Source organism: Crystallibacter degradans (assembly GCF_012952295.1).
In the GTDB taxonomy this organism is placed as follows: Bacteria; Actinomycetota; Actinomycetes; order Actinomycetales; family Micrococcaceae; genus Crystallibacter; species Crystallibacter degradans.
The window spans coordinates 80,379-103,369 of the sequence record NZ_JABBCH010000006.1; the positions used below are offsets into that span (position 1 = coordinate 80,379).

At 66.2% G+C, this 22,991-nt stretch carries 19 protein-coding genes and 1 pseudogene; 14 read left to right on the forward strand and 6 right to left on the reverse strand.

Annotated elements, in window-relative coordinates; translation table 11 throughout:
* The first annotated feature begins 17 nt into the window (after positions 1-17).
* The 4 genes from HGO92_RS11770 (at position 18) to HGO92_RS11785 (ending at position 5,217) form a co-directional block, all read left to right on the forward strand.
* On the forward strand, positions 18-1,226 hold the full coding sequence (locus HGO92_RS11770) for a Bcr/CflA family efflux MFS transporter (protein ID WP_169994988.1): 1,209 nt from the start codon (positions 18-20) through the stop codon (positions 1,224-1,226).
* A 323-nt stretch (positions 1,227-1,549) separates the two neighbouring features.
* The gene (locus HGO92_RS11775; protein WP_169994990.1) at positions 1,550-1,873 is read left to right on the forward strand and encodes a hypothetical protein; all 324 of its coding nucleotides are present in this window, start codon (positions 1,550-1,552) and stop codon (positions 1,871-1,873) included.
* A gap of 58 nt (positions 1,874-1,931) precedes the next feature.
* Positions 1,932-4,430 carry a Tex family protein gene (locus HGO92_RS11780; protein WP_440915775.1) on the forward strand — a complete coding sequence of 833 codons (2,499 nt, stop codon included), beginning with the start codon at positions 1,932-1,934 and terminating at the stop codon, positions 4,428-4,430.
* Positions 4,431-4,596: 166 nt separating this feature from the next.
* Positions 4,597-5,217 (forward strand): DUF3060 domain-containing protein, encoded by a 621-nt coding sequence (locus HGO92_RS11785; protein WP_169994994.1) that lies wholly within the window; start codon positions 4,597-4,599, stop codon positions 5,215-5,217.
* 275 nt (positions 5,218-5,492) lie between these two features.
* Here the strand turns inward: HGO92_RS11785 and HGO92_RS11790 are convergent, their stop codons facing one another.
* The gene (locus HGO92_RS11790; protein WP_169994996.1) at positions 5,493-6,269 is read right to left on the reverse strand and encodes a GDSL-type esterase/lipase family protein; all 777 of its coding nucleotides are present in this window, start codon (positions 6,267-6,269) and stop codon (positions 5,493-5,495) included.
* A 119-nt stretch (positions 6,270-6,388) separates the two neighbouring features.
* A complete protein-coding gene (locus tag HGO92_RS11795; RefSeq protein WP_169994998.1) occupies positions 6,389-7,792 on the reverse strand; it encodes an NAD(P)H-quinone dehydrogenase in 1,404 nt (467 codons plus the stop codon).
* A gap of 161 nt (positions 7,793-7,953) precedes the next feature.
* Here HGO92_RS11795 and HGO92_RS24740 point away from each other — a divergent pair.
* The 4 genes and pseudogenes from HGO92_RS24740 to HGO92_RS11810 all read left to right on the forward strand — a co-directional run.
* Positions 7,954-8,136: pseudogene (locus HGO92_RS24740) on the forward strand (J domain-containing protein); the annotation flags it as partial.
* 240 nt (positions 8,137-8,376) lie between these two features.
* On the forward strand, positions 8,377-9,177 hold the full coding sequence (locus tag HGO92_RS11800) for a nuclease-related domain-containing protein (protein ID WP_240974580.1): 801 nt from the start codon (positions 8,377-8,379) through the stop codon (positions 9,175-9,177).
* Between the two features lie 115 nt (positions 9,178-9,292).
* Positions 9,293-10,093, forward strand: coding sequence for a purine-nucleoside phosphorylase (locus HGO92_RS11805; protein WP_169995002.1), 801 nt, complete (start codon positions 9,293-9,295; stop codon positions 10,091-10,093).
* 75 nt (positions 10,094-10,168) lie between these two features.
* Positions 10,169-11,938, forward strand: coding sequence for a phospho-sugar mutase (locus HGO92_RS11810; RefSeq protein WP_169995272.1), 1,770 nt, complete (start codon positions 10,169-10,171; stop codon positions 11,936-11,938).
* 40 nt (positions 11,939-11,978) lie between these two features.
* Here the strand turns inward: HGO92_RS11810 and HGO92_RS11815 are convergent, their stop codons facing one another.
* A complete protein-coding gene (locus HGO92_RS11815) occupies positions 11,979-12,749 on the reverse strand; it encodes a sirohydrochlorin chelatase (RefSeq protein ID WP_169995004.1) in 771 nt (256 codons plus the stop codon).
* Entirely contained in the window at positions 12,746-13,141 is a 396-nt protein-coding gene (gene nirD / locus HGO92_RS11820) for a nitrite reductase small subunit NirD (RefSeq protein WP_169995274.1), read from the reverse strand. Before nirD ends, HGO92_RS11815 begins: the two co-directional genes overlap by 4 nt.
* Before the next feature lie 398 nt (positions 13,142-13,539).
* Here nirD and nirB point away from each other — a divergent pair, with 398 nt between their 5' ends.
* Genes nirB through HGO92_RS11835 form a run of 3 tightly spaced genes read left to right on the forward strand, consistent with a single transcriptional unit; the run spans position 13,540 to position 18,574 of the window.
* On the forward strand, positions 13,540-16,323 hold the full coding sequence (nirB, locus tag HGO92_RS11825) for a nitrite reductase large subunit NirB (RefSeq protein WP_169995006.1): 2,784 nt from the start codon (positions 13,540-13,542) through the stop codon (positions 16,321-16,323).
* Positions 16,324-16,358: 35 nt separating this feature from the next.
* Complete coding sequence (gene cobA / locus HGO92_RS11830; protein ID WP_169995008.1) at positions 16,359-17,384, forward strand: uroporphyrinogen-III C-methyltransferase; 1,026 nt, start codon at positions 16,359-16,361, stop codon at positions 17,382-17,384.
* The gene (locus HGO92_RS11835) at positions 17,381-18,574 is read left to right on the forward strand and encodes a uroporphyrinogen-III synthase (protein ID WP_240974581.1); all 1,194 of its coding nucleotides are present in this window, start codon (positions 17,381-17,383) and stop codon (positions 18,572-18,574) included. Before cobA ends, HGO92_RS11835 begins: the two co-directional genes overlap by 4 nt.
* Positions 18,575-18,618: 44 nt before the next feature.
* On the opposite strand, the gene HGO92_RS11840 is transcribed toward HGO92_RS11835, so the two are convergent.
* Positions 18,619-18,981, reverse strand: a complete 363-nt coding sequence (locus HGO92_RS11840; protein WP_169995010.1) for a hypothetical protein — start codon at positions 18,979-18,981, stop codon at positions 18,619-18,621.
* 120 nt (positions 18,982-19,101) lie between these two features.
* On the reverse strand, positions 19,102-20,565 hold the full coding sequence (locus HGO92_RS11845) for an aldehyde dehydrogenase family protein (protein WP_169995012.1): 1,464 nt from the start codon (positions 20,563-20,565) through the stop codon (positions 19,102-19,104).
* 262 nt (positions 20,566-20,827) lie between these two features.
* Here HGO92_RS11845 and HGO92_RS11850 point away from each other — a divergent pair, with 262 nt between their 5' ends.
* The 3 genes from HGO92_RS11850 (at position 20,828) to HGO92_RS11860 (ending at position 22,979) form a co-directional block, all read left to right on the forward strand.
* Entirely contained in the window at positions 20,828-21,613 is a 786-nt protein-coding gene (locus tag HGO92_RS11850) for a VOC family protein (protein ID WP_169995014.1), read from the forward strand.
* A gap of 150 nt (positions 21,614-21,763) precedes the next feature.
* Complete coding sequence (locus HGO92_RS11855; protein ID WP_169995016.1) at positions 21,764-22,600, forward strand: hypothetical protein; 837 nt, start codon at positions 21,764-21,766, stop codon at positions 22,598-22,600.
* Between the two features lie 133 nt (positions 22,601-22,733).
* On the forward strand, positions 22,734-22,979 hold the full coding sequence (locus HGO92_RS11860) for a hypothetical protein (RefSeq protein WP_169995018.1): 246 nt from the start codon (positions 22,734-22,736) through the stop codon (positions 22,977-22,979).
* The last annotated feature ends 12 nt before the right edge of the window (positions 22,980-22,991 follow it).

A 22,991-nucleotide genomic window follows, 5' to 3' on the forward strand; every position in this document is an offset into this window, starting at 1 on the left:
GTGTTTGGATAATGGCCATGACTGTACAACGTACGACGCCGGCCATGTCGGGACCGCTGCTGGCTGTCCTTGCGCTGTTGGCCGCCGCGGCGCCGTTGTCCTCCGATATGTATCTGGCTTCGCTGCCCATGATCGCCACCGACCTTGGCGTGCGTGCCTCCGGCGCCCAGTTCACTCTGACGGCGCTGCTGCTCGGCATCGCGCTCGGACAGCTGGCGTTCGGCCCGCTCTCCGACAGGTACGGGCGCATCCGGCCGCTCATGGTCGGCGTCGCCATCGCCGTCGTCGCTTGTATCGCCGCGGCGCTGGCCCAGGATATCTGGTTCCTGGTGGGAGCCCGCTTTGTCCAGGGTTTTGCCGCTGCGGCCGGAATCGTCATTGGCCGTGCCATCATTTCGGACCTTAATGCCGGTCTCGGGGCGGCGCGGGCTTTCACCCTGCTGCTGACCATTTCCAGCCTGGCTCCGGTCTTGGCTCCCCTGCTGGGCAGCGTCCTGCTCGCCGCCGGCAGTTGGCGCAGCATCTTCTGGGTATCTGCAGGAATCTTCGCGGTGATGCTCGGCGGCGTCCTGCTGGTGGTCCGCGAAACCCATCCTCCCCATGCCCGTGACAAGGCCGCCCTGCTTGCCGCCGGCGAGGTGGTCCGGCGGGCCTTCAAGGGAGGCTTGTTCCCGGCCTACGTGCTCCAGTTCGCTTTTACCTTCGGCGTGATCATCTCCTATATTTCGGCTTCGTCCTTTGTTTACCAGAACCTGATGGGTTTCAGCGCCATCGGCTACGGCACGGCCGCGGCCGTCAACGCGCTGGGGATGATGGCGTGCGGCCTGATCTCGGTCCGGTTGATCCGCCGCTTCGTCGTGCGGCGCATTATCGCCGCGGCCCTGATGGCACAGCTGTTCATGACCGGAGGCATCTTCGTCCTGGTCATGACGGGCGCGCCAGCCATCTGGGCGGCCATCCCCATCTTCTTCGCCATCAGCTGCTCGGGTTTCCTGATGGGAAACACCACCAGCCTGGCCATCGGCACGGTCCGGCAGGCCGCGGGCCAAGGCTCAGCCGTCCTGGGCGCCTCCCAGTTCGTGCTGGGCGCATTGGTCACACCGCTGGCCGGCATCGGCGGAGGCTTCACAGCCGTTCCCATGGCCCTGTTGATGCTTGGCTGCTGCCTCTGCGCAGGCGCACTGTTCCTCGTCTCCGGCAGGATCGAAGCGCGCCGGACCGCTTGAACACTGCGGCGGACCGTCGGCCTCCATGCATCGCCCGAACCGGCAGTCAGGCCTCGCCCGGACCGGCGGCACTTACGCCAGCATGGCGTAGGCAACCGCGGCCAGCACCAGCACGGCCAGCACCGCCACCACAGTATTGGCGATGTTCCGCTTCTTTGCGTCGCTCAAACGGCGCCATTTTCGTTTTAGTCCCATTGGATCCCCACGTCCGATGATTGGCAGTTGGCCCCATGCTAGTGCCTCGCCCTGGGAATAACAGGGATTCGCTGGATGGCCTCCGGTCCGGACGAATAGTGTCCGAACCGGCTGCCATGCTCGCGTTCGTGAATAAAGTGGATGTTGTGACCGCCAGGGAGTACGCAAGGAACGACGGCGGACGCCCGGTTAAGCGCGGACAAGTCGCCCGGGCGCCCTACCGCCGTGAGCCCTACGTGCGCGCGCGCATCGGCGCCGGCGCCGAGGACACCGTGGATGCGAAGGCGATTTCCTGGGACCGCAACACGGTCCAGCTCAAGTGGGTGGACGAAAACGGTTCCATGCGCACCCAGTGGGTTCCGGCGTCGGACGTTAGACGCATTACCCGGGACGAATCGGCCTGGCGGGATCCGTATGACGACTACGGCTTTTACTACCCTGACGAGCAGTGACGCTCCAACGCCGCCACCGTTTCCCACGCTGCCGCCCGGATGCGGCAAAATGGATCGGGTGACGCAAACGCCCAACTCCGCAGTGCCCGCCGCCAGCCCCGCTTTGAAACCGGTTGATCCGGACCAGCTCAACGCCCGGATCTACGCCCAGATTGCCGAAGAACTCGGCGTCAAGCCCTGGCAGGTCAAGGCCGCCGTGGAGCTGCTCGACGGCGGTTCCACCGTGCCGTTCATCGCCCGCTACCGCAAGGAAGTCACCGGCACGCTCGATGATGCCCAGCTGCGTGACCTGGAAGAACGGCTGCGCTACCTCCGCGAACTCGAGGACCGCCGTCGTTCGGTGCTGGAAAGCATTGCGCAGCAGGGCAAGCTGACCGCCGAGCTGGAGGCGAGCATCAAGGCCGCGGACACGAAGGCCCGGCTCGAAGACATCTACCTGCCGTTCAAGTCCAAGCGGCGGACCAAGGCGCAGATCGCCCGCGAGGCGGGGCTCGAGCCGCTGGCGGACGCCCTCCTGGCAAACCCTCGACTTGAGCCTGAGGCTGAAGCAGCCGGCTACCTGAACTCCGGGCATGCCATCAACGACGCGGCCGAAGCGTTGGCCGGGGCTCGCTCCGTCCTCGTGGAGCGGATCAGCCAGGACGCGGATCTGGTCACCGAGCTGCGCGAGCGGCTCTGGAAGCAGGGGCTGGTCCGCGCCCAGGTGCGTGAAGGCATGGAGTCCGAGGGGCAGAAGTTCGCCGACTACTTCGACTTCGCGCAGGTCCCGTCCGGCCTGCCGTCGCACCGTGTCCTGGCGCTGCTGCGCGGCGAGAAAGAAGGCGTGCTGGACCTGAACATTGTCGAGGGCGACGCCTCGGACAAGGAAGAGTTCGCTGCTAAACGCGGCCGCTACGAAAACGCGGTGGCCTACAAACTCGGTGTCGCTGACCAGGGCCGCCCAGCGGACAAGTGGCTGATGCAGACGGCGCAGCTGGGCTGGCGCCGGATTCTGGTCAAGCTCGCGATCGACCTGCGCGTGCGCCTCTTCACCGACGCCGAGGACGAAGCCGTGCGGATCTTCGCGGCCAACCTGCGCGACGTGCTGCTGGCCGCCCCCGCCGGGAACCGCGCCACGCTCGGATTGGATCCGGGCCTGCGGACCGGCGTGAAGGTCGCCGTTGTCGATGGCACCGGCAAGGTGGTCGCCACGGACACCATCTACCCGCACCCGCCGGCCAAGAAGTGGGACGATTCGCTGGTCACCCTGGCCCGCCTGTCCGAAAAGCACAACGTGGATCTGGTGGCGATCGGCAACGGCACCGCCTCCCGCGAAACGGACAAGCTGGCCACCGAACTGATCAAGCTGCTGGCGCCGAAGCAGAAGATCCAGAAGCTGGTGGTCTCCGAGGCGGGGGCCTCCATCTACTCGGCGTCCGCCCTGGCCTCGGCCGAGCTGCCGGAGCTGGATGTCTCGATCCGCGGTGCAGTGTCCATTGCCCGCCGGCTGCAGGATCCGTTGGCCGAACTGGTCAAGATCGATCCAAAATCCATCGGCGTCGGCCAGTACCAGCACGACATCACCGCCACCAAGCTGGAGCGTTCGCTGGACGCAGTGGTGGAGGACTGTGTGAACGCCGTCGGTGTGGACGTGAACACCGCTTCGCCGTCGCTGCTGGCGAGGGTGGCCGGCGTCGGCCCGCTGCTCAGCGAAAACATTGTGTCCTTCCGGAACGAGAACGGTCCGTTTGCCAAGCGCGCGGATCTGAAGAAGGTGCCGCGGCTGGGCGCCAAGGCGTTTGAGCAGTGTGCCGGCTTCCTGCGGATCACCGGCGGCGCCGAGCCGCTGGATTCTTCCAGCGTGCACCCCGAAGCCTACGGCGTGGCCCGCAAGATCCTTTCGGCCGCCGGCGCCGCAGCTGCCGACGTGCCGCGCGGCGTGGGTTCAGTGGCAACGCTGGACCCGCAGACCTTCGTGGACGACACCTTCGGCCTGCCCACGGTGCAGGACATCATCTCCGAACTCGAGAAGCCCGGCCGGGACCCGCGGCCCACGTTCACCACGGCTTCGTTCTCCGAGGGTGTGGAGAAGATCTCCGATCTGGTTCCGGGCATGATCTTGGAAGGGACCGTCACCAACGTGGCCGCGTTCGGCGCTTTCGTCGACGTCGGCGTGCATCAGGACGGGCTGGTCCACATTTCGGCCATGTCCAACAAGTTCATCTCGGATCCGCACGAAGTGGTCAAGTCCGGCCAGGTGGTCAAGGTCAAGGTGCTCGAGGCTGATCCTGACCGCAAGCGCATTTCGCTCACCCTGCGACTGGACGACGAAGCCGGTGCCAAGCAGGGCGGACGCGCAGCTGCAGGCAGGGACGGCTCCGCAGACAAGGGTTCGTCAGGCAACGGTGGCCCGGGCAAGGGTGGCCGGCCCGGCCCGTCCCGTGACCGCGGGGAATCCCGCGGCAACTCGCGCGGCGGCCGTCCCAATCCGCCGCGAGGCCGGGACAACGGCAAGGAACCGGCTCCGGGAAACACCGCGATGGCGGAAGCGCTGCGCCGGGCCGGCCTGGGCAAATAACGACGGCGGTTGACCGACGGCGGCGCAGAGTTGCCGGATATCGCCGTCGGGTTGTGCCGTTGCAGTTATTTTCCAACCCGCATGGGCTAGCCTCTGGGTAGGGCGATGGCTCCGCCGGCCTCAGCGGACGGGCGTCCATCGCGCACGCTGATCGAGGGAGTGTCCGATGAATTACCAGCCCGCCCTGCGCACCGTGGTGGGTCTTGCCGCCGTCGTACTCCTGATGTCCGGCTGTACGGCGAACGCCACGACGGACACCGCTACCCCGATCGGCAGCGCTGTGCACGGCTCGGCGCCCGCGCCGGCGGCACCTGCGCCGGCTGAGGACCGCGCCACGGCCGAGGCTCCCGCTGCGGTTGAGGCCCCCGCCACGCCGTCGGCGGGCAGCACCGCGTTGGCGCAGCCGATCCTGTCCCCTGGCCGGGAACGCAAGCTCACGCTGGCCGACGCGGATGTGGAACTGGTTTGTGACGGCGGCGGGAAGATCGAAGTGCTGGCCAACGGCATTACCCTGACGGTCACGGGCCATTGCCAGGAAATCGACATCCTGTCTTCCGGCACCACGGTGCGCGCCGAATCGGTCAGTGAAATCGATGTCGACGGGCCGCGGAACAGTGTCACGGTGGAGAAAGCTGCCGAGCTGAGGGCCGAGGGCAGCAACAACACGCTGCATGCCGACGAGGTAGGCAAGATCGCCCTCGAAGGACAAGGCAATCAGGTCACCTTCGGCGCCGGTAACCCCCAGATCGACGACGAGGGCTCCGGCAACAGCATCTCGGCTGAATGAGTGCGCCCCGGTGGGGTGACCGGAACCACCTGCGCCGCTCCCCCGAACCGCCGCCGGAACAGGCTAGTCTGGCCTTGTGGTCAAGGTAATAGGGAAAATTCAACCGGTGGAAATCAAGGAAATTGAAGCCGAAGGAGTTGACTATGCCGAGGCGAAAATCGCCCTGGAACAGCAGATTCCGGAAGGCTGGCGGCTCATTCAGGTCCTAACCGTCTAGGTTCAGCCGGGCCTAGGTTCAGCAAGGCGGAGAGGACCTGGTCCGGTCCGCAGCCCTTTTACTCCACCGCGTTGATTACCCGTTCGGCAATCGCCGCGTGGCCGGCGTCGTCCACATGGGCTCCGTCCGGCTGGATCATCTCGAGCGTGAACACATCGGGATCCAGCAGGCTCACATAGGTGCCATCGACGCTCTCCGCCGCTTCCTGCACCGCGGCATCGAGGGCAAAGACGGTCTGGTCCGCGGCGCTTGGCGTGGACGGGCCGACGGCGATGATTTCGGCGTCGGGCAGCTCTGCGCGCAGCTCCTCGTAAACGTTGGAAATGGCCTGGAGCGTGCCCTGCGGATCGAACCGGTAGGTGCTGAAATCGTTCTGCCCGCCGGAGACCACCACCACATCCGGATTGTCCGCGATAACGTCATCCAGCCGGTCCAGGTATCCCGGACCTTGGGCATTGATGGCGTAGCCGGTGCCCGAGATTCCGTGGTTCATCTCTTCCCAGCCCAGCTCCAGCGCCACCAGCGTGCTCCAGCGGTTCTCCTGGCTGGAAGCGCCGATGCCCTCGGTGTAGGAATCGCCCAGGAAGGCCGCAACGGGCGGCTCGGCTTCCTCGGTTTCGGTGGCCGTGGCGGACGGCGAGGGGCTGGCCGTGGTGGTTTCCGTTGGAGCGGACGACGGCGTGGCTTCCGCCGGCTGGGTTGTCCCGCCCACCGGCGTTGCAGGCGGCTTGGGCAGGAAGGCGTAGACGAATGCCGCCAGCGTGGCCAGCAGCAGGACCGCCAGCCCCACATTCTGCAACGTCTTGTTTTTGAGAATCTTGTTCCGCCTGTGCACCCGCCCCGCCCCTCGTCAGATGAATTGCGCTTGCCGTCCGGACATAACCTTATCGGGAAGATCCGCGCGTGCTTGAACAGATGTCGGCCGGCAGTTCCGCGACCAGGGCAGGTTCGGTGTTACAGGTGGACGTGCAGCCGGCGTGCGGCCTCGGAGATGGAGCCGGTCAGCGACGGGTACACGGTAAACGTGTTGGCGACGTCATCCACGTGCAGCTTCTGCGTCACGGCCAGCGCGATCGGGAAGATCAGCTCGGAGGCGCGCGGGGCCACCACGACGCCGCCAATTACGGTGCCCGAACCGCGGCGGGCAATGATCTTCACGAAGCCCTCCGTCACGTTCATCATCTTGGCCCGCGGGTTGGTGTTCAGCGACAGCTTGATCACGTCCCCCTGGTACTTGCCGGCCGCGATGTCCTCTTCGGTCACACCGACAGTGGCGATTTCCGGGCTGGTGAAGATGTTGGAGGCAACCCGCTTGAGCTTCAGCGGCATCACCGAATCGCCCAGCAGGTGCGCCACCGCAATCCTGCCCTGCATGGCCGCCACGGAAGCCAGGGCGAAGACGCCCGTGCAGTCACCGGCAGCGTAAATATGCGAGGCGGTGGTGCGCGAGACGCCGTCCACCTGGATGTGGCCGCTTTCCGACAGCGCCACGCCGGCCTCTTCCAGCCCGATGCCCGAGGTGTTGGGAACGCCGCCGACCGCCAGCAGGCAGTGCGAGCCGTCCACGATCCGTCCGTCGTTCAGCGTGACCCGGACGCCGTCGTCGATCCTTTCCACGGCGTTGGCACGGGACTTCGAGAGCACGGTCATCCCGCTGCGGGCGAAGACCTCCTCCAGCACCTCGGCGGCGTCCGCGTCTTCGCCGGGCAGCACGCGGTCGCGCGAGGAGACCAGCGTGACCTTGGTGCCGAGCATACGGTAGGCGGAGGCGAACTCGGCGCCCGTGACGCCGGAACCGACCACGATGAGGTGCTCCGGAATTTCGGTCAGGTTGTAGACCTGGGTCCAGTTGAAGATGCGCTCCCCGTCCGGCTTGGCCGAGGGCAGCTCGCGGGGGGTGGCACCGGTGGCGACCAGCACGGCATCCGCGTCGATGGTCTCCGTGCCCGCCTCGGTTTCGACCGTGATGGTGTTCGAATCTGCCAGCCGGCCGTTGCCGATGATGACCCGGACGCCGGCGCGCTCCAGCCCGCGGTGGATGTCCGAAGACTGGCTTTCGGCAAGCTTGAGCAGGCGCGAATTGACGGTCTGCAGGTCGACAAAGGCTGCGCGGGAGCCCTCGTCGAACCGCACACCCAGATCGTGGGCGCCGACGACGCGGCGCATGGCGTCCGCCGTCGCAATCAGGGTTTTGGAGGGCACAACGTCGGTGAGCACGGCCGAGCCGCCCATGCCCTTGCGCTCAATGACGGTCACCTTCGCACCGAGTGAGTTGGCCACCATGGCGGCTTCGTATCCGCCCGGGCCGCCGCCCAGGATCACCAGACGGGGGGCGCTGAAATCAATTTGGTTCGTCACACTCGCCATTCTGTCGCACCTGATCACGCCACTCAACCTGATCGCCGCACGGGATGCCATCGGTACCTACGGCCAGACTAGGAAAGAAGTTCCTCGTTGAACCGTTTATCCAACGGCTGAAGTCCTCGCATAAGATCGGTCGAGTTGATACCGGGGGGAAAATGAAAAACAGCTCTGTCACGCATTACGACCTTTTGGACGTGGCGCAGAACGCTTCAACGGAAGAAATCCGGAAGGCGTATCGGCGTGCTGCACGAACAGCTCATCCAGACAGGGGCGGGCATTCGGGCATTTTCATGGCAGTGACGTTAGCCTATGAGGTGCTTACCGCCGCCGAATCGCGTCAAGAATATGATCGCTTCCTACGCGGTGTCGAGGAGTCCCCTTCCGGTTCGGCGCGCAGACCGGCAAAACGCTCTGCCTCGTATGAGCCGGCGCAGCAGCCTGGCTCAACGCAACAGGCAAAGGCTGATGTCAGCCAGATGCTTTTCGCCCAGGCACCGGTCGCTGAGGCCTCGTTCCGTCCGGCCTACGGCAAAAGTATCCTGAGGAAAACCGACAGACGCGTGTGGCCCGCAAAGATCATGCCCACGACTTTAAAGGTGGGACTAGTTCTCGCGGTTGTCGTTTTCGGGTTGAGCTTCCTGCAAGAATCGTCAGGCGGCATCAGCTACGGCGTCGCCAGCTTTGTGTCGGTCATGATTTGTGCGGCAGGCCTTGGCCTGGTGCTGTCCGCCGTCGTTGCTCTTTTCCGTCTGCCTGGATCGCGTGTCCGTGCCGACAAGCTGGTTCCCCGGGACATCGCCATGAACCAGGTTTTCGGTGAGCCGGGGCGCGTACTCTCCGGCGCCCGCTTCGGCGAGCGGCAGGCAGAACTGGGCAGGCAGGGCGAACGCGCAACTCACGCACTTCTGGCCGAAACGCTGCTTCCGCTGATGCCGGCCGCGCGACTCTTGCACGGCATGCAGTGGCCGGGCAGCAGGCACGCGGACATCGACCACGTGATGGTAGCCGGCAAGCGGATCGCCTTGATCGACTCGAAGCAATGGCGCGAAGGCAGTTACTGGTGGGACAACCGGACCCTCTTCCGCAGCGGTAAGGAGCTGAACCAGCTGAAGTTCGGTTATGCCGTAGCGAAAATGGCCGCCGCTTTCCCCGATTGCGAAGTGCATGGTTGGGTTGTCGTCCATACCGCTGCGGGAGATCCGCGCTCCCCCTATATCGAGAACCATGACGGTTATATTGAGCCGGGCCGGCTTCCCGTGCGGCTGGTTAATGCGCAGTCACTTGCCGAAGAAGTGGGTGTCTTCCTCTCCCATCCGGACCATGCTTCCGTGACGGACCTGACCGTTCTGTCGCGGCTGCTGCCCGGTTTGAAGCCCTGAGCACTCGAGCTGTTCCCGGCGACGACCGGCACCAGAAACGCCAGTAATAGCCAGACGACGGCGGCATACGGCGTGAGCTATGGAGCCCGCGGCGGCCAGCAGGTAGGTTATCTGTGTGACTACTGATCCGTTTGAACTTGCCTCCGCGGCCGCCTCGTACATTGCCAAACAGACCGGCGTGCAGAACCACGACGTCGCGCTGGTGCTCGGTTCCGGCTGGGGTGGGGCCGCCGAGCTGATCGGCGAGACCACCCACACCCTGGACGCCTGGTCCATTCCCGGCTTCTCCGCCCCGACGGTCGAGGGCCACGTCGGCACTATCCGGTCTGTGCTGACTCCGGACGGCAAGCGGGCCCTCGTACTCGGCGCCCGCACGCATTTCTACGAGGGCAAAGGTGTACGCGCGGTGGTCCACGGCGTACGCACCGCAGCGGCCGCCGGCGCGAAAACGCTTGTGCTGACGAACGGCTGCGGCGGCCTCAACCCGGATTGGAAGCCCGGCACGCCGGTCCTGATCAGCGACCACATCAACCTCACGGCCAGGTCGCCGCTTGAAGGCGCGACGTTCGTGGATCTGACGGATCTTTACTCCTCGCGCATCCGCGCGCTGGCCAAAGAGGTGGACCCGAGCCTGGACGAGGGCGTCTACGCGCAGTTCACGGGCCCGCACTACGAGACGCCGGCGGAAGTGCAGTACGCCAAGCGGATCGGCGCGGACCTGGTGGGCATGTCCACTGCGCTGGAGGCGATCGCGGCCCGACATGCCGGGATGGAAGTTTTCGGCATTTCGCTGGTCACGAACCTGGCCGCCGGCATCAGCCCGGTCCCGCTCAGCCACCAGGAAGTGATCGAAGCCGGGCAAGCCGCCGGAGCGCGCATCTCGCGCTTGCTGGCCGACATCATCGCCAAGCTCTAAGAGGACTAGGTAACCCCATTGACTGACTCCGAACAGGATCCGCTGGCTTCCCTCACCGCCGCAGCCGAAGCCTGGATGGCGCAGGATCCGGACCCGCAGACCGTGCAGGAACTCCGCGAACTGTTGGAACGGACCCGCGAGGAAGGCCAGACCGGATCCGCGGCCCGGCAGGAACTGGCGGACAGCTTCAGCGGCCGGCTCGAATTCGGCACCGCCGGACTGCGGGCGGCGCTTGGGCCCGGGCCGAACCGGATGAACCGGGTAGTGGTGCGCCATGCGGCCGCAGGGCTGGCGAGATTCCTGGTAGCCAAGGTCGGCACCCATGGCCGGCCACGCGCCGTCGTTGGTTATGACGCCCGGCGCAATTCGGACATTTTCGCGCAGGAGACCGCGGCCATCTTCACCGCGTCCGGCATCGAGACGTTCCTGCTGCCGTCGGCGCTTCCGACGCCGGTTCTCGCCTATGCGGTGCGTGCCCTCGAGTGCGACGGAGGGGTGATGGTGACGGCGAGCCACAATCCGCCGCAGGACAACGGCTACAAGGTGTACCTGGGCGGGCGTGCCGTGGAGAAAAGTGGCCGGGGCGCGCAGATTGTGGCGCCGGCGGATGAGCAGATTGCCGCCGAGATTGCCGCGTTCGACGGACTGGAGGGCATCGCGCTGGCCGAGGACGGCTGGACCGTGCTGCCGGCCTCGGGGGAACCCGATTCCATCGAGGACGCCTATGTGGACGCCGTCACCGCACTGGCCGATCCGCGCCATTTTCCGTCCCGCCGGCTGAAGATCGTGCTGACGCCGATGCACGGCGTCGGCGGAAAGACCGCGCTGAACGTACTGCGGCGGGCCGGTTTTGAAGACGTCACGTTGGTGGAGGAGCAGGCCGAGCCGGATCCGACCTTCCCCACCGTGGCCTTTCCGAACCCGGAGGAACCCGGCGCGCTGGACCTGGCGCTGGAGCTCGCCGAGCGGACCGACGCGGACATCGTGCTCGCCAACGATCCGGATGCGGACCGCGCCGCCGTCGCCGTCAAGTGGCCGGAAACCGGCAAGTGGGGCATGCTCCGCGGCGACGACGTGGGTGCCCTGCTGGGCACCCACATGGCAGACCGGCTGAGGGCGCAGGCGGACATGGATTCCGCGAACGACGCCGTTGACGCGGTTTCGGGGAGCACTGGTTTCGCAGGCGAGGTTGCCGGCGGCGCTGTGCCGGTCTTCGCCAACTCCATCGTCTCTTCGCGGCTGCTGGGCAAGATCGCCGAACGGCACGGCATCGCACACGTGCAGACGCTGACCGGCTTCAAGTGGATCTCGCGCGTGCCCGGACTGTCCTACGGCTATGAGGAGGCTCTTGGCTATTGTGTGGCTCCGGACCTGGTCAAGGACAAGGACGGTATTTCCGCCTCCCTGCTGGTTGCCGAGTATGCAGCCGATTCCATCGCCAAGGGCCGCGACGTCCGCGACGAACTCGACGAGCTCCATCTGGCGCACGGCATCCACGCGACCGACCAGCTCTCCGTCCGGGTGGGCAGCCTGGATCTGCTGGGCGCCATGATGCACCGGCTCCGTGAGAACCCGCCGTCGTCGTTCGGTGGTTCGCCGGTGGACTCGACGCTGGATCTTGCCGAAGGCAGCGCGGACCTGCCGCCAACCGACGGGCTGCAGTACCTGACCCGGGACGGCTCGCGGGTCATCATCCGGCCCAGCGGGACCGAGCCGAAGCTCAAGTGCTACATCGAGGTGGTTCAGCCCGTGGACGGTGCCGATGAGTTGCCCGGGATGCATGACAAAGTCCGCGGCACACTGGAGACCATCAAGGAAGACATCAGCGACGCCCTCGGGTTGTAGCGTTCGGGTGCGCTTCGGTGCGCCCGGAATGAACTTGGCCTCAGCCGCGGGTGAACCGCTCCAGCACCAGGTTGACCAGCTCGGCGGGCGGTTCCTGATCCGCCACCAGCAGCGGCTCTGTCACGATGTCGGCTCCGCAGCCGGCAGCCAGCGAGGCGAAATACCCGGGAGCCAGCAGGTAGGTTGCCACCACCACGCGGGCGTTCCTGCCGGCCAGGCGCCGCTTGGCGATTCGGGCGCGTTCGACGGCGACGGCTGACTTCAGTTCAGGCTGCACAGCGGAGATGTAGCCGGTAGCCACCTTCATGCCGAGGTACTTCCCCAGCATGCGCGCCGTAGTTTCGCAGTCGGCCACGGCCCGCGCATCGGTGGAGCCGGCCGCACCGAGGATGACGCGGTCGCCCCGCCTCAGACCGCTTTCCTGCAGTCGGCGGGCCAGGACCTTGACCAAACGCTGGTCCGGACCAAGGGCACGGGTCACCGATGCGCCGTCGTTTCCGGCGGCGGCCTCGTCCAGGTCAACGTGGACGTGGTAGCCGGCGGAGAGCAGCAGCGGCACGATCCGTGCGTGTTCGGCCAGCCCGCGCAGCACGGTCGGAACGTCGGGCTGCTGCACGTCCACGAATGCCTCCGCCACACTCAAGTCCGGCCGGCTCCGGGCCACGGCACGGACCAGGTTGCCAATGGCTGACTGGCCGGCCGGCGAACTGGTGCCGTGGGACGCCGCCACCAGCAACTTCACGGCGTGAACATCCACCAATCCACCCCACGGTTCACAGTCGAGGTTGCTCAGCACACCGGCGGCAGTCATGCGGCGATTCCGACGGCGGCGCGGGCCGGCAGTCCAACGCTCACCATGCCATCGCGCAGCCGGACCGGGTAGACGCGCAGGGACAAGGCGGGATCGGTGAAGCACTCCCCGGTCGACAAATCGTAGACCTCTTTATGCAGGGGCGACGCGAGGGTCCGGTGCCAGCCCTTGTTGCCGACGATCCCCCGGGCCATGACGTGGGCGCCGGTGGCCGGGTCGCGGTGGGCAACCGCGTAAATCTCGCTGGCGGAAACCTTGATCAGGGCCACCTGTTCGCCGTCGATCAGCGCGGCCTCGCCCCAGCCAACTTCCAGATCGGCAACGCGGCAGACGGTGTGCCAGTCGAGGGCATCCGCGGCAAGGTGCATCTCGGGAGCAGTAAGTACGGTCATCATGAACCCCGTTCGGTGTTGGATCGGTTGTCGATGGCTACCACGCTACGGAGCCCGTGTTTCAGCCGGCCCTCGGCCCTGTTTCGGCTTGGTAAAACGCTTCTCACCGCCCCGGAAAGGCACTTGTGATGCGCCGGTCCGCCGTGCCGAACGGCCAAATTGAGCGGAAGGCGACGCCCCGCCGTCGTATGTTTCGGGCAGATTTCGGATTCTTCACGTTCTCCCCCGGAAATGGCCAGGGAAAAGTCAACTGCGGGAAACAGCAGGGAAATTAGGGCGCAACGGCGGGCTCCTAGGCTGGAACGCAACGCTCCGGAATCTGCGGTCCGCAGAGACTCAAGCAGTCCACGACTCTCAGGCCGGCGCCAGGAAACTGCACCCTAACCAGAGGTAGGCCCATGAACCAGTTGGAATCCACTGCACCGCGATCCACTGCATCGCGCCGGATAGTGGTCATCGGCGGCGGCCCCGCTGCGCACCGCTTCGTCGAGGCTATGTGCGCCCGGAACGCCGTCGCCGCCGGCCGGACGGCCATCACCGTGCTGACCGAGGAAGTCCACCTGCCGTACGACCGCGTGGCGCTGAGCAAGGCGCTGACCGAGACGGACGTGGACCTCACGCTGGGCGACAATAACCTCTGGGAGAACGACGGCGTCACCTTGGTTACCGGGGCACGTGCGGTGGATCTGGACCTGGCCGCCAAAGAAGTCATCACGGCAGGCGGCGGCCGCCACCCGTACGACGAACTGGTGCTGGCCACCGGCTCCAACGCCGCCACCCTGCCCATCCCCGGCAGCGAGCACACCAGTGTGTACCGCACGCTGGAGGATGTCCGGGGCATCAACAAACAAGTCGCCGAGCTGACCAAAAAGCACGGCCGCACCATCAACGCGGTGACCATCGGCGGCGGGCTGCTGGGACTTGAGGCGGCGGCCGGGCTGCAGAGCCTCGGCGCAAAGCCGGTGATTATCGACGGCGGCAAGTGGCTGATGGGCACGCAACTGGACGAGGGCGCGGGCCAGGCCATGGGCCGGCTCGTCGCCGAAAAGGGCCTGGAAGTCCATGGCGGCGTTTTCCCCAAGGCCGTCCTGGCCGGGCCCGGCGCGGATGGCGAACCGGTAGTCACCGGCGTCGAAATGGCGGACGGCCGGATCATCCCGGCGGACATGGTGGTGGTATCCATCGGTGTCCGCCCACGCGACGAACTGGCGCGCACCATCAACAACCGCGCCAAGGCCGAAGCCGAGGAGGCCGCCAGCCGGGCTGCTGGCACGCCTGTGGAGCTGGGCGATGAGGACTTCGTTCCCGTCTTCCGGATGGGCGCCCGCGGTGGCATTGTGATCGATGAAACCTGCGCCACCGACGTCGAGAATATCTGGGCCGTGGGCGAGGTCGCCAACTTCGGCGGCCTGTGTGTAGGACTGGTGGCGCCGGCGAACTCCATGGCGGAGATCGTCGCGGACCGGCTGTCCGGCGGGCAGGCCACCTTCGCCGGCTTCGACACAGCCACGAAGCTCAAGCTCTCCGGCGTGGACGTGGCCAGCTTCGGCGACGCGTTTGCCACGACCGAGCACGCGCTGGAAATCGTCTACGCGGATCCGGCCCGGGGCGTTTACCAAAAGATCGTCACCACCGACGATGCCAAGACCCTGCTCGGCGGCATCTTCGTTGGCGACGCCGCGCCGTACCAGAGCCTGCGCCCGCTGCTGGGCCGCGAGCTGCCCGCCGAACCCGGCGCGTACCTCTCCGCTGCCGGCGGCGGGGACGCCCCGGACACAGAGCTGCCGGACGACGCGATCCTATGTTCGTGCAACAACGTGGCGGCCGGCTCCATCCGGGACGCGGTCAACGGCTGCGGCGCCTGCAAGGGCCAGGACCCGGTGCAGGACCTCGGCGGGCTGAAGGCTTGCACCCGCGCCGGCACCCAGTGCGGCTCGTGTGTGCCGATGCTCAAGAGGCTGCTCGAAACCGAGCTGACTAAGAACGGCATCACGGTTTCCAAAGCCCTGTGCGAGCATTTCGCCCTCTCCCGCGCGGAGCTCTTCGAAGCCGTACGCGCCCTGGAGCTGACCAGTGCCGAGGAGATCTTCCTGCGCTTCGGCACTCCGGTGGAACTGGAGCTCGAGGACGGCACCACGGCAACGCGTGCCCCGCTGGGCTGCGACATCTGCAAGCCCGCCATCGGTTCCATCCTCGCGTCGCAGCTGACCGAATACCCCCTGGACGGCGGCCGCGGCACGCTGCAGGACACCAACGACCGTGCACTGGCCAACATGCAGAAGAACGGCACCTACTCGGTGGTCCCGCGTATCCCCGCCGGCGAAATCACCCCGGAGAAGCTCGGCGTGATCGCCCGCGTGGCGGAGAAGTACGGGCTCTACACCAAGATCACCGGCGCCCTGCGGATCGACATGTTCGGCGCCCGGCTGGAGCAGCTGCCGGAAATCTGGAAGGAACTGGTGGAAGCGGGCTTCGAGTCGGGCCAGGCGTACGGCAAAGCATTGCGCAATGTGAAGAGTTGTGTCGGCTCCACCTGGTGCCGTTTCGGCGTGCAGGACTCGGTGGCGATGGGCATCCGGATGGAGCTGCGCTACCGGGGACTGCGTGCCCCGCACAAGTTCAAGATGGGCGTTTCCGGCTGCGCCCGGGAGTGTGCCGAGGCCCGCGGCAAGGACGTCGGTGTGATCGCCACGGCGGACGGCTGGAACCTGTATGTAGGCGGAAACGGCGGGGCTAACCCGGCACATGCCCAGCTGCTGGCCAAGGACCTGGACGACGAAACGCTGGTCAAATACATCGACCGCTACCTGATGTACTACATCCGCACGGCGGACCGGCTGCAGCGCACGGCACGCTGGGTCGAAGACCTGGACGGCGGCATCGAACATGTCAAGGACGTCGTCATCAATGACGTCCTCGGGATCGCTGATGACCTCGAGGCAGCAATGGCACGTCACGTTGATAACTACGAGGATGAGTGGGCCGCTACGCTGAAAAACCCGGACCGGCTGCGGCGTTTTCGCTCGTTTGTGAACGCGCCGGATCAGCAGGACAACTCGATCTCCAACGTCAGCGAGCGCGGCATGATCCGCCCCGCAACCGAGGACGAACGTGCCGCTGCAGCCGCCGGCGGGGGCCCGGTGCTGCTCGGCTCCTCGATCCCTGTCCGCACTGCACAGTAACCGCCGCCCACGCCCGCCCCTGAAGGAGAAGCCTTATGTTCACGAATACGGATCTGACCGGCTACACGGTCCTCGTCTCCGGCGCTCCCGAGGCTGCGCGGCGTGCCGTCCGCCGCTACCGTGCCGCCGGTGCCACCGTCCGCACCTTGTCCTCCCCCGCTGCTTACAAGCCGGAAATGCTCGACGGCGTAGCCCTGGTGGTGGCTATTGACGACGGCGACATCCGGTGGTCGGCGTTGCCGGAAACCTGCCGCCGGCGGGGGCTGCTCCTGTCCCGGGAGGAAGCCGCAGCACCCGGCGGCCAGGTCACCCTGGTAGGCGGCGGTCCCGGTGCCGAGGACCTGCTGACGGTGCGGGCATGGCAGGTACTGCGGGAGGCCGACGTCGTCTTCTTTGACCGGCTGGCCCCGCACCGGAACCTGGCCGAGTACGCGCCGGGGGCCGAGCTGATTGACGTCGGCAAGCGCCCCGGGCACCATAAAGTCACGCAGCGCGAGATCGAACGGCTGATGATCGAGTCCGCTCAGGAGGGCAACAATGTGGTCCGGCTTAAGGGCGGCGACCCGTTCGTCTTCGGCCGCGGCGGCGAGGAAGTCATCAGCTGCGCCAAGGCCAATGTCCCGGTCACCGTGGTCCCCGGTATCACCAGCGCCATCTCGGTCCCGGCCGCCGCCGGCATTCCGGTGACGCACCGCGAAGTCAGCCGCCTGTTCACGGTTGTTTCCGGGCACGCCCCACTGGCCGACGCTGAATACGATCACCTCGCCGGTCTCGGCGGAACCGTGGTGGTGCTGATGGGTGTCGGAACCCTGCCCCAGCTCACCGCCGGACTGCGCCGCGCCGGGATGAAGGCGGACATGCCGGTAGCAGTAATCGAGCGCGGCTACAGCGATTCGCAACGCACCACCATCTCCACCCTGACCGGTATCGTCACGGCCGCTGGGGCAGCCGGAGTGAAACCGCCGGCCATCCTGGTCATCGGTGAAGTGGTGCGGCTGGCCAACGGCTGCGAAGAGACCGCCGGCAAGCTGGCCGAGCTCGCCGACACGCTGGGAGCATGATGGGCACCGCTGCTGCTGCCCCCGCTCCCGCTCCCGGCCAGGACGTTATCCAACCGCCGGACCAGGGACTCCGCAACGTGGCGGAGCTGCCCAACGCGCACGCCCTGGCCGGCTTCCGCGTCGGCGTCACCTCCGACCGCCGCGCCGAGGACCTCATCTCAGCGCTGGAACGTCGCGGCGCCCAGGTCCTGCATGCCCCCGCGTTGCGGATCGCCCCGGTGGAGGAAGACCATCTGCTGATGCAGGACACTGCCGCCATTCTCAACGCCCGCCCCGACATCACCCTGATCACCACGGCCTACGGCATGCGCCGCTGGTGCGAGGCTGCGGACGCCCACGGCCTGGGCGAGGACCTGATGGACATCCTCGCGACGTCGCGGATCTTCGTCCGCGGTCCCAAGGCTCGCGGCGCAGTGCGGGCGGCCGGACTCGACGATGCCGGCATCAGTCACGACGAACGCACCGCCACAGTGGTGGACATGCTGCTGGAAGAAGGGGTGGAAGGGCTCACCGTCGCCATCCAATTGCACGGTTATACCGACGCCGAACAGCTGGCCCGGCTGCGCGACGCCGGCGCCACTGTCCTGACTGTCACTCCCTACCGCTGGATCAAGCCGGAGGGTGCCGAGGGCAAGGTAGGCCGGCTGATCGAGGCGGTCATTGCCCGGCAACTGGACGTGGTCACCTTTACCAGTGCCCCGGCGGTGGACGCCCTGTGGAGCACCGCGCATGAGCTGAGTCTCTTTGACGCGCTCGTCGCCGCCTTCAAGCACGACGTCGTTGCCGCCGCGGTGGGACCGGTCACTGCCAAGCCACTGGAGGATGCGGGCGTCCGGCCGATCATGCCGGAGCGGTACCGGATGGGCGCGCTCATTCGGCTGGTGGTGGAGCACCTGTCCCGCAATCAGATCCAACGCTTCAACACGGCCCTCGGGGAGCTTGAGATCCGCGGCCGCTCGGTCATCCTGGATGGCGAACGGGTAGACCTGTCCCCCACGCCCCTGACGATCTTCCGCGCGCTGGCCGCCGCCGGTGGAGCAGTCCTGCCGCGCGAGGCCTTGCAGGAGTGTCTGCCCGAAGCACCCGGCGAGCACGCGCTCGACATGGCGATCAGCAGGCTCCGCCAGGCGTTGCCAGATCCGTCGCTGGTAGCTACCGTCATCAAGCGCGGCTACCGCCTCAACGTCTAGCCCGTGCCTCCAGCGGACGGACTAGACGCCAACTAAAGGAAAGCTCAGCCCCAGCTGGAGACTTTGCCGGTAGTTTCCAGGCCCGGACCGCTCTGGGAACTCACTGAAATGCCGACCAACGTGGCGGTGATGTCTTCCAACGCCGTCTGCATGAACGCCAGGGAGCGCATGTTCTCGGCCCGCTGTTCCTTCGGCGCGTCCTGGGAAGACTTCAGCCAGGTGTACCGGGTGACCTTGCCGTCGAGTTCCGCCAGCAGGGTTTGGATTTCCTGCAGGAGGCATTCCCCGTGGGCGCCAAGAAATTCGCCAAGCTCCAACGTGCTGTCGGACGGCCCTGTGGCCACCGACTCGCCGGTACGCAGCATCGCCACCTCATGCGGCATTTTGTCCCCTTTCCAGGGAGTCATAGTTCACTATCCTCATAGTGACAACAGGCACACTTTACCCTGCCGGACAGGTTGATGGAAGGATTTACCGATCATTCGTTTCACTCGTTATCTAACCGAAAGAAGAAGAGGCACTTGCCGTTAGAACGGGTACTGCGCGTGGCCGTACTGCTGGATCGTCACCCAGCGCACCTCGCTGAACGAATCGATCCCGGCCTGCCCGCCGAACTTGCCGTAACCGGAGTTCTGCACGCCGCCGAACGGGGCCATCGGCTCGTCCGCCACCGGCTGGTCATTCACGTGGACAATTCCGGTGCGCAGCCGCTGCGCCACCTTCAGGCCCTCGTGGATGTTCTCGGTGATCACGCCCGCGGTCAGTCCGTACTTGGTGTCGTTGGACAGTTCGACCGCGTGCTCGGGGCTGTCGGCCTCCAGCACGGTCGTCGCGGAGCCGAAGATCTCATCGTGGTAGATCTTCATGTCCGGTGTCGTCCCGGTCAGCACGGTCGCGGGAACCAGCGAGTTTTCCAGCTTGTGGCCGCCGGCCACCGCGGTTGCACCCTTGGCCAGCGCGTCGTCGATCAGGCTGTACTGGCGCTGCGCGGACTTCGCGTTGACCGCCGGCCCGATCACGGTCTCCGGGTCGGTCGGATCACCGGTCGGCAACCCGGAGACCTTCGCCGCGAACCTTTCAGTGAACTCGGCCGCCAGGCTCTTGTCCACCACCACCCGGTCCACGGACATGCAGATCTGTCCGGCGTTCATGAAGGACCCGAAGGCCGCGGCGTTCACCGCATAGTCCAGATCGGCGTCCTTGAGCACCACCAGGCTGTTCTTCCCGCCGAGCTCCAGAATCGCAGGCTTCAGGTGCTCGGCCGCCTGCACGCCGATCTTCCGGCCCACGGCGGTGGAACCGGTGAAGTTCACGCAGCGGACGCGCTCGTCGGCGATCATGGTGCTAACGACGTCGGCCGCGTCCTCGGGCGCATTGGTCACCACATTCAGCGCCCCATCGGGGATCCCGGCGTCAAGCATCGCGTCGGCCAGGAACAGTCCGCAGGACAGCGGCGCGTCCTCGCTCGGCTTCAGCACTACCGTGTTTCCTACCGCCAGCGGAACCGCTACCGCCCGGATGCCCAAAATGAACGGCGCATTCCAGGGCGACATCGCACCCACCACGCCGAACGGCTGCCGGACAGCCAGCGAGTACGCTCCGGGCATATCCGTGGCGAGCACATCGCCCTGCGGAGCCGTGGTCGCTGCCGCCGCTTCGCGCAGGATGTTCGCGGCCAGGCCGATGTTGAACAGCGCCCAGCTCCGCACCCCGCCCACTTCGCCGGCCATCAGGGAGACGCCGTCTTCGGCGCGTTCCTCGAGGAGGTCGGCCGCCCGCAGGAAGATTTTCCGCCGTGCGCTGGGTGCCATGCCCGCCCATTGATCGAAGGCGCCGGCGGCGGCGTCGACGGCGCGGGTCATGTCCTCCACACCGGCGGCAGCCACCGTGGCATAGGGCTTGCCTGTGTAGGGATTGATGTCCTCCGTGGTCTTGCCGGATGCGGCGGCAACGTGCTTTCCGCCGATGATCAGGTCACGCTGAATTGCCATGATGTGCCTCCCTGTCCGGCAGGCGCCCGGGTCTGTGCGCCCACGCGCTACAACACGCACAGCCGCGCCTGCATTGAATAATAAGGTTACTTTCCTTGCTATCACGCACGACGGCGGAAAGATAGGTGTGCGTCCGCCCCACCTTCTGCGCTTCCCAAGGCAAGCGGCAGACCGCTGTCATCCTTCCGGCATCATCCTGTCCGTGCGCGCGGTTAGACTGGCCGGGAACTGCAACATCAGCCGCCCGATCATAGGAGCAGCCATGAGCACAGTCGAGAAGTTTCCGCAGGGTGCCCCGGCCTGGGTCGACCTGCAGTCGCCGGATCCGGGTGCGTCCAAGACGTTCTACAGCGCCCTGTTCGGCTGGCAGTACACGGACAGCACCAGTTCGGCCCAGGGCAGCTACGCCACGGCCACGATCGGCGGCGTTCCCGTCGCCGCCATTGCCGGGCAGACCCCGGAAGCAGTAGAAGCGGGAGTGCCGACGGCCTGGAACACCTACTTTGCCGTCGATGACCTTGATGCCACGCTGGAGAAAGTGATTCCGGCCGGCGGGCTCATCGTCATGCCGGCCACGGACGTCCCCGGGTCCGGCCGCATGGCCGCCATCGAGGACGGTGTCGGGACGCCGCTGCTGCTGTGGGAGTCCGGGCAGCACACCGGCGCCGGACTGATCAACGAGCCTGGTACCATCGTCTGGCACGAACTGGCAGCCGACAACTGGGACCACGCCGTTCCGTTCTACCTCAATGTGCTGGGCGGCGAGGCACACGAGGAGCAGGTCGACGGCGGCACGTTCACCATGCTCAAGGCCGCGGGAATGTATGTGGCGGGTTTCAAGGAGCCCGAGACCGAGGACAAGTCTCCGCGCTGGGAGGTCTACTTCGGCACCGAAGACACGGACGCCGCCGTCGTTATTGCGCAGAAGGGCGGCGGTACGGTCCTGCGGGAACCGGTGGACATTCCGGGCGTGGGGCGGATGGCCATGTTGCAGGATCCGCACGGCGCCATTTTCTGGGTGCTGCAGGAGCCGGCAGTACAGGGCTGACCCCGGAATACTCAAAATCGGGCCCCCATTATTGGGGCGTTGACCCACGTTTGCGGTGCATCGACGATGGAGACTCATCCATAATCATTCGCGGGCAGTTCCTTCAGCGGGGCAGTAGGGTCTTGTCCGTCACTCGAGAAGGATCTCGATGTGAAACGCTGCTCGACTGCCCTGCTTGCCGGTGCCCTCACCGTGGGAGTGATGCTTCCCGCGGCGCCGGCGAACGCCGCCCCGCCTGCTACTTCCGTGATCGCCGTGGGAAGCTCGAACTCGAAGGCGCTGTTCAGCAATGCCGGCGGGTACGTCGCCTCTTATAAACGCTTCTCACAGCAGTATGTCCTGAAGAACATCAAGACCAACCGGACTGGTGTGCTCCAGGAATCGCGGAACGGCAAGTGGATCACGCTACAGAAGCTGACGTGGAAGAAGCAGGCCGGGAAGACCGGCTCCACTGCTGCCACCGTGCGGACCACCCACACCGCGGCCACCGTCAAGAAGAAGTACCGCCTGGTGGTCAACGCCAGCGGCAAGGAAGCCCGGTGGGAATCGAAGCACGTCACGCTGCGGCACGAGAACCCCAGGTCGTACAAGGGCTATAAGAGGACCGTCTACAACCAAGTCAAGAAATACTGCCCCAACGTGATCATCCTGGAAGAGGACCGGCTGCGCAGCTACACCTACAGCACGTCGCTGCGGATGAATGTAGCCCGCCGGCCCGCGGGGAACCTGCTGAAATATGCGGCCCTGCACGAATGCGCGCACATCCGCGAGTTCAGCCTCTACCCGCCGTCGCAGCAGGGCACGCTGCGGGCCAAGCTGAACAAGATCTACAAAACCACCGGTACCGGCGGGATAGAACAGGCGGCGGATTGCATGGCCTTCAGGATGGGTGTGAACAGCAAACTCATCTTCGGCACCTACACGAAGAACTGCGCCGGTGCGCGGGGAACAGCGGCGGCCAAGCTCCTGGCCGGCAAAAAGCTCTGACTCCGGGTGCGCCGGGCCGACACCGCGCGGAGCCCCGGGAGCACCCGGCCGCGAACGGCCCGGAGTCAGAGACCACCTCTCGTTCTATGCACACGCCCTTTTGCCGGCGTAACGAATGTGGAACTATGCGCACATGAACGAAAACGAACCGAAAACCTCGGGTTACAGCCGCCGGGAGCATGACAGGAGCTCACATGCCGGGCCTGCCAAGCCAGACGGCGCATTGCCCGTCGACGACCCGCGGGCCGTGGCGAAGCGGCGGCGCGAGGCCGAGGAAAAGCTCGAGCAGCACCGGCAAGAGGCCGAGGAGGAGGCCAGGGAAGCCGAGGACACTGCTGGGCGCGGCGGCGAGGACGAGGCTGGGCCCGGACGCGGCTGAGCCGCGCAGCCG

What these genes read in the sequence shown, in the direction of transcription:
- HGO92_RS11770 (WP_169994988.1), top strand. Translation starts at nt 18, where the DNA reads ATGACTGTACAACGTACGACGCCGGCCATGTCGGGACCGCTGCTGGCT.
- HGO92_RS11785 (WP_169994994.1), top strand. Translation starts at nt 4,597, where the DNA reads ATGAATTACCAGCCCGCCCTGCGCACCGTGGTGGGTCTTGCCGCCGTC.
- HGO92_RS11800 (WP_240974580.1), top strand. Translation starts at nt 8,377, where the DNA reads ATGCCCACGACTTTAAAGGTGGGACTAGTTCTCGCGGTTGTCGTTTTC.
- HGO92_RS11810 (WP_169995272.1), top strand. Translation starts at nt 10,169, where the DNA reads ATGGCGCAGGATCCGGACCCGCAGACCGTGCAGGAACTCCGCGAACTG.
- HGO92_RS11815 (WP_169995004.1), bottom strand. Translation starts at nt 12,749, where the DNA reads ATGACTGCCGCCGGTGTGCTGAGCAACCTCGACTGTGAACCGTGGGGT.
- nirD (WP_169995274.1), bottom strand. Translation starts at nt 13,141, where the DNA reads ATGACCGTACTTACTGCTCCCGAGATGCACCTTGCCGCGGATGCCCTC.
- nirB (WP_169995006.1), top strand. Translation starts at nt 13,540, where the DNA reads ATGAACCAGTTGGAATCCACTGCACCGCGATCCACTGCATCGCGCCGG.
- cobA (WP_169995008.1), top strand. Translation starts at nt 16,359, where the DNA reads ATGTTCACGAATACGGATCTGACCGGCTACACGGTCCTCGTCTCCGGC.
- HGO92_RS11835 (WP_240974581.1), top strand. Translation starts at nt 17,381, where the DNA reads ATGATGGGCACCGCTGCTGCTGCCCCCGCTCCCGCTCCCGGCCAGGAC.
- HGO92_RS11840 (WP_169995010.1), bottom strand. Translation starts at nt 18,981, where the DNA reads ATGACTCCCTGGAAAGGGGACAAAATGCCGCATGAGGTGGCGATGCTG.
- HGO92_RS11845 (WP_169995012.1), bottom strand. Translation starts at nt 20,565, where the DNA reads ATGGCAATTCAGCGTGACCTGATCATCGGCGGAAAGCACGTTGCCGCC.
- HGO92_RS11850 (WP_169995014.1), top strand. Translation starts at nt 20,828, where the DNA reads ATGAGCACAGTCGAGAAGTTTCCGCAGGGTGCCCCGGCCTGGGTCGAC.
- HGO92_RS11860 (WP_169995018.1), top strand. Translation starts at nt 22,734, where the DNA reads ATGAACGAAAACGAACCGAAAACCTCGGGTTACAGCCGCCGGGAGCAT.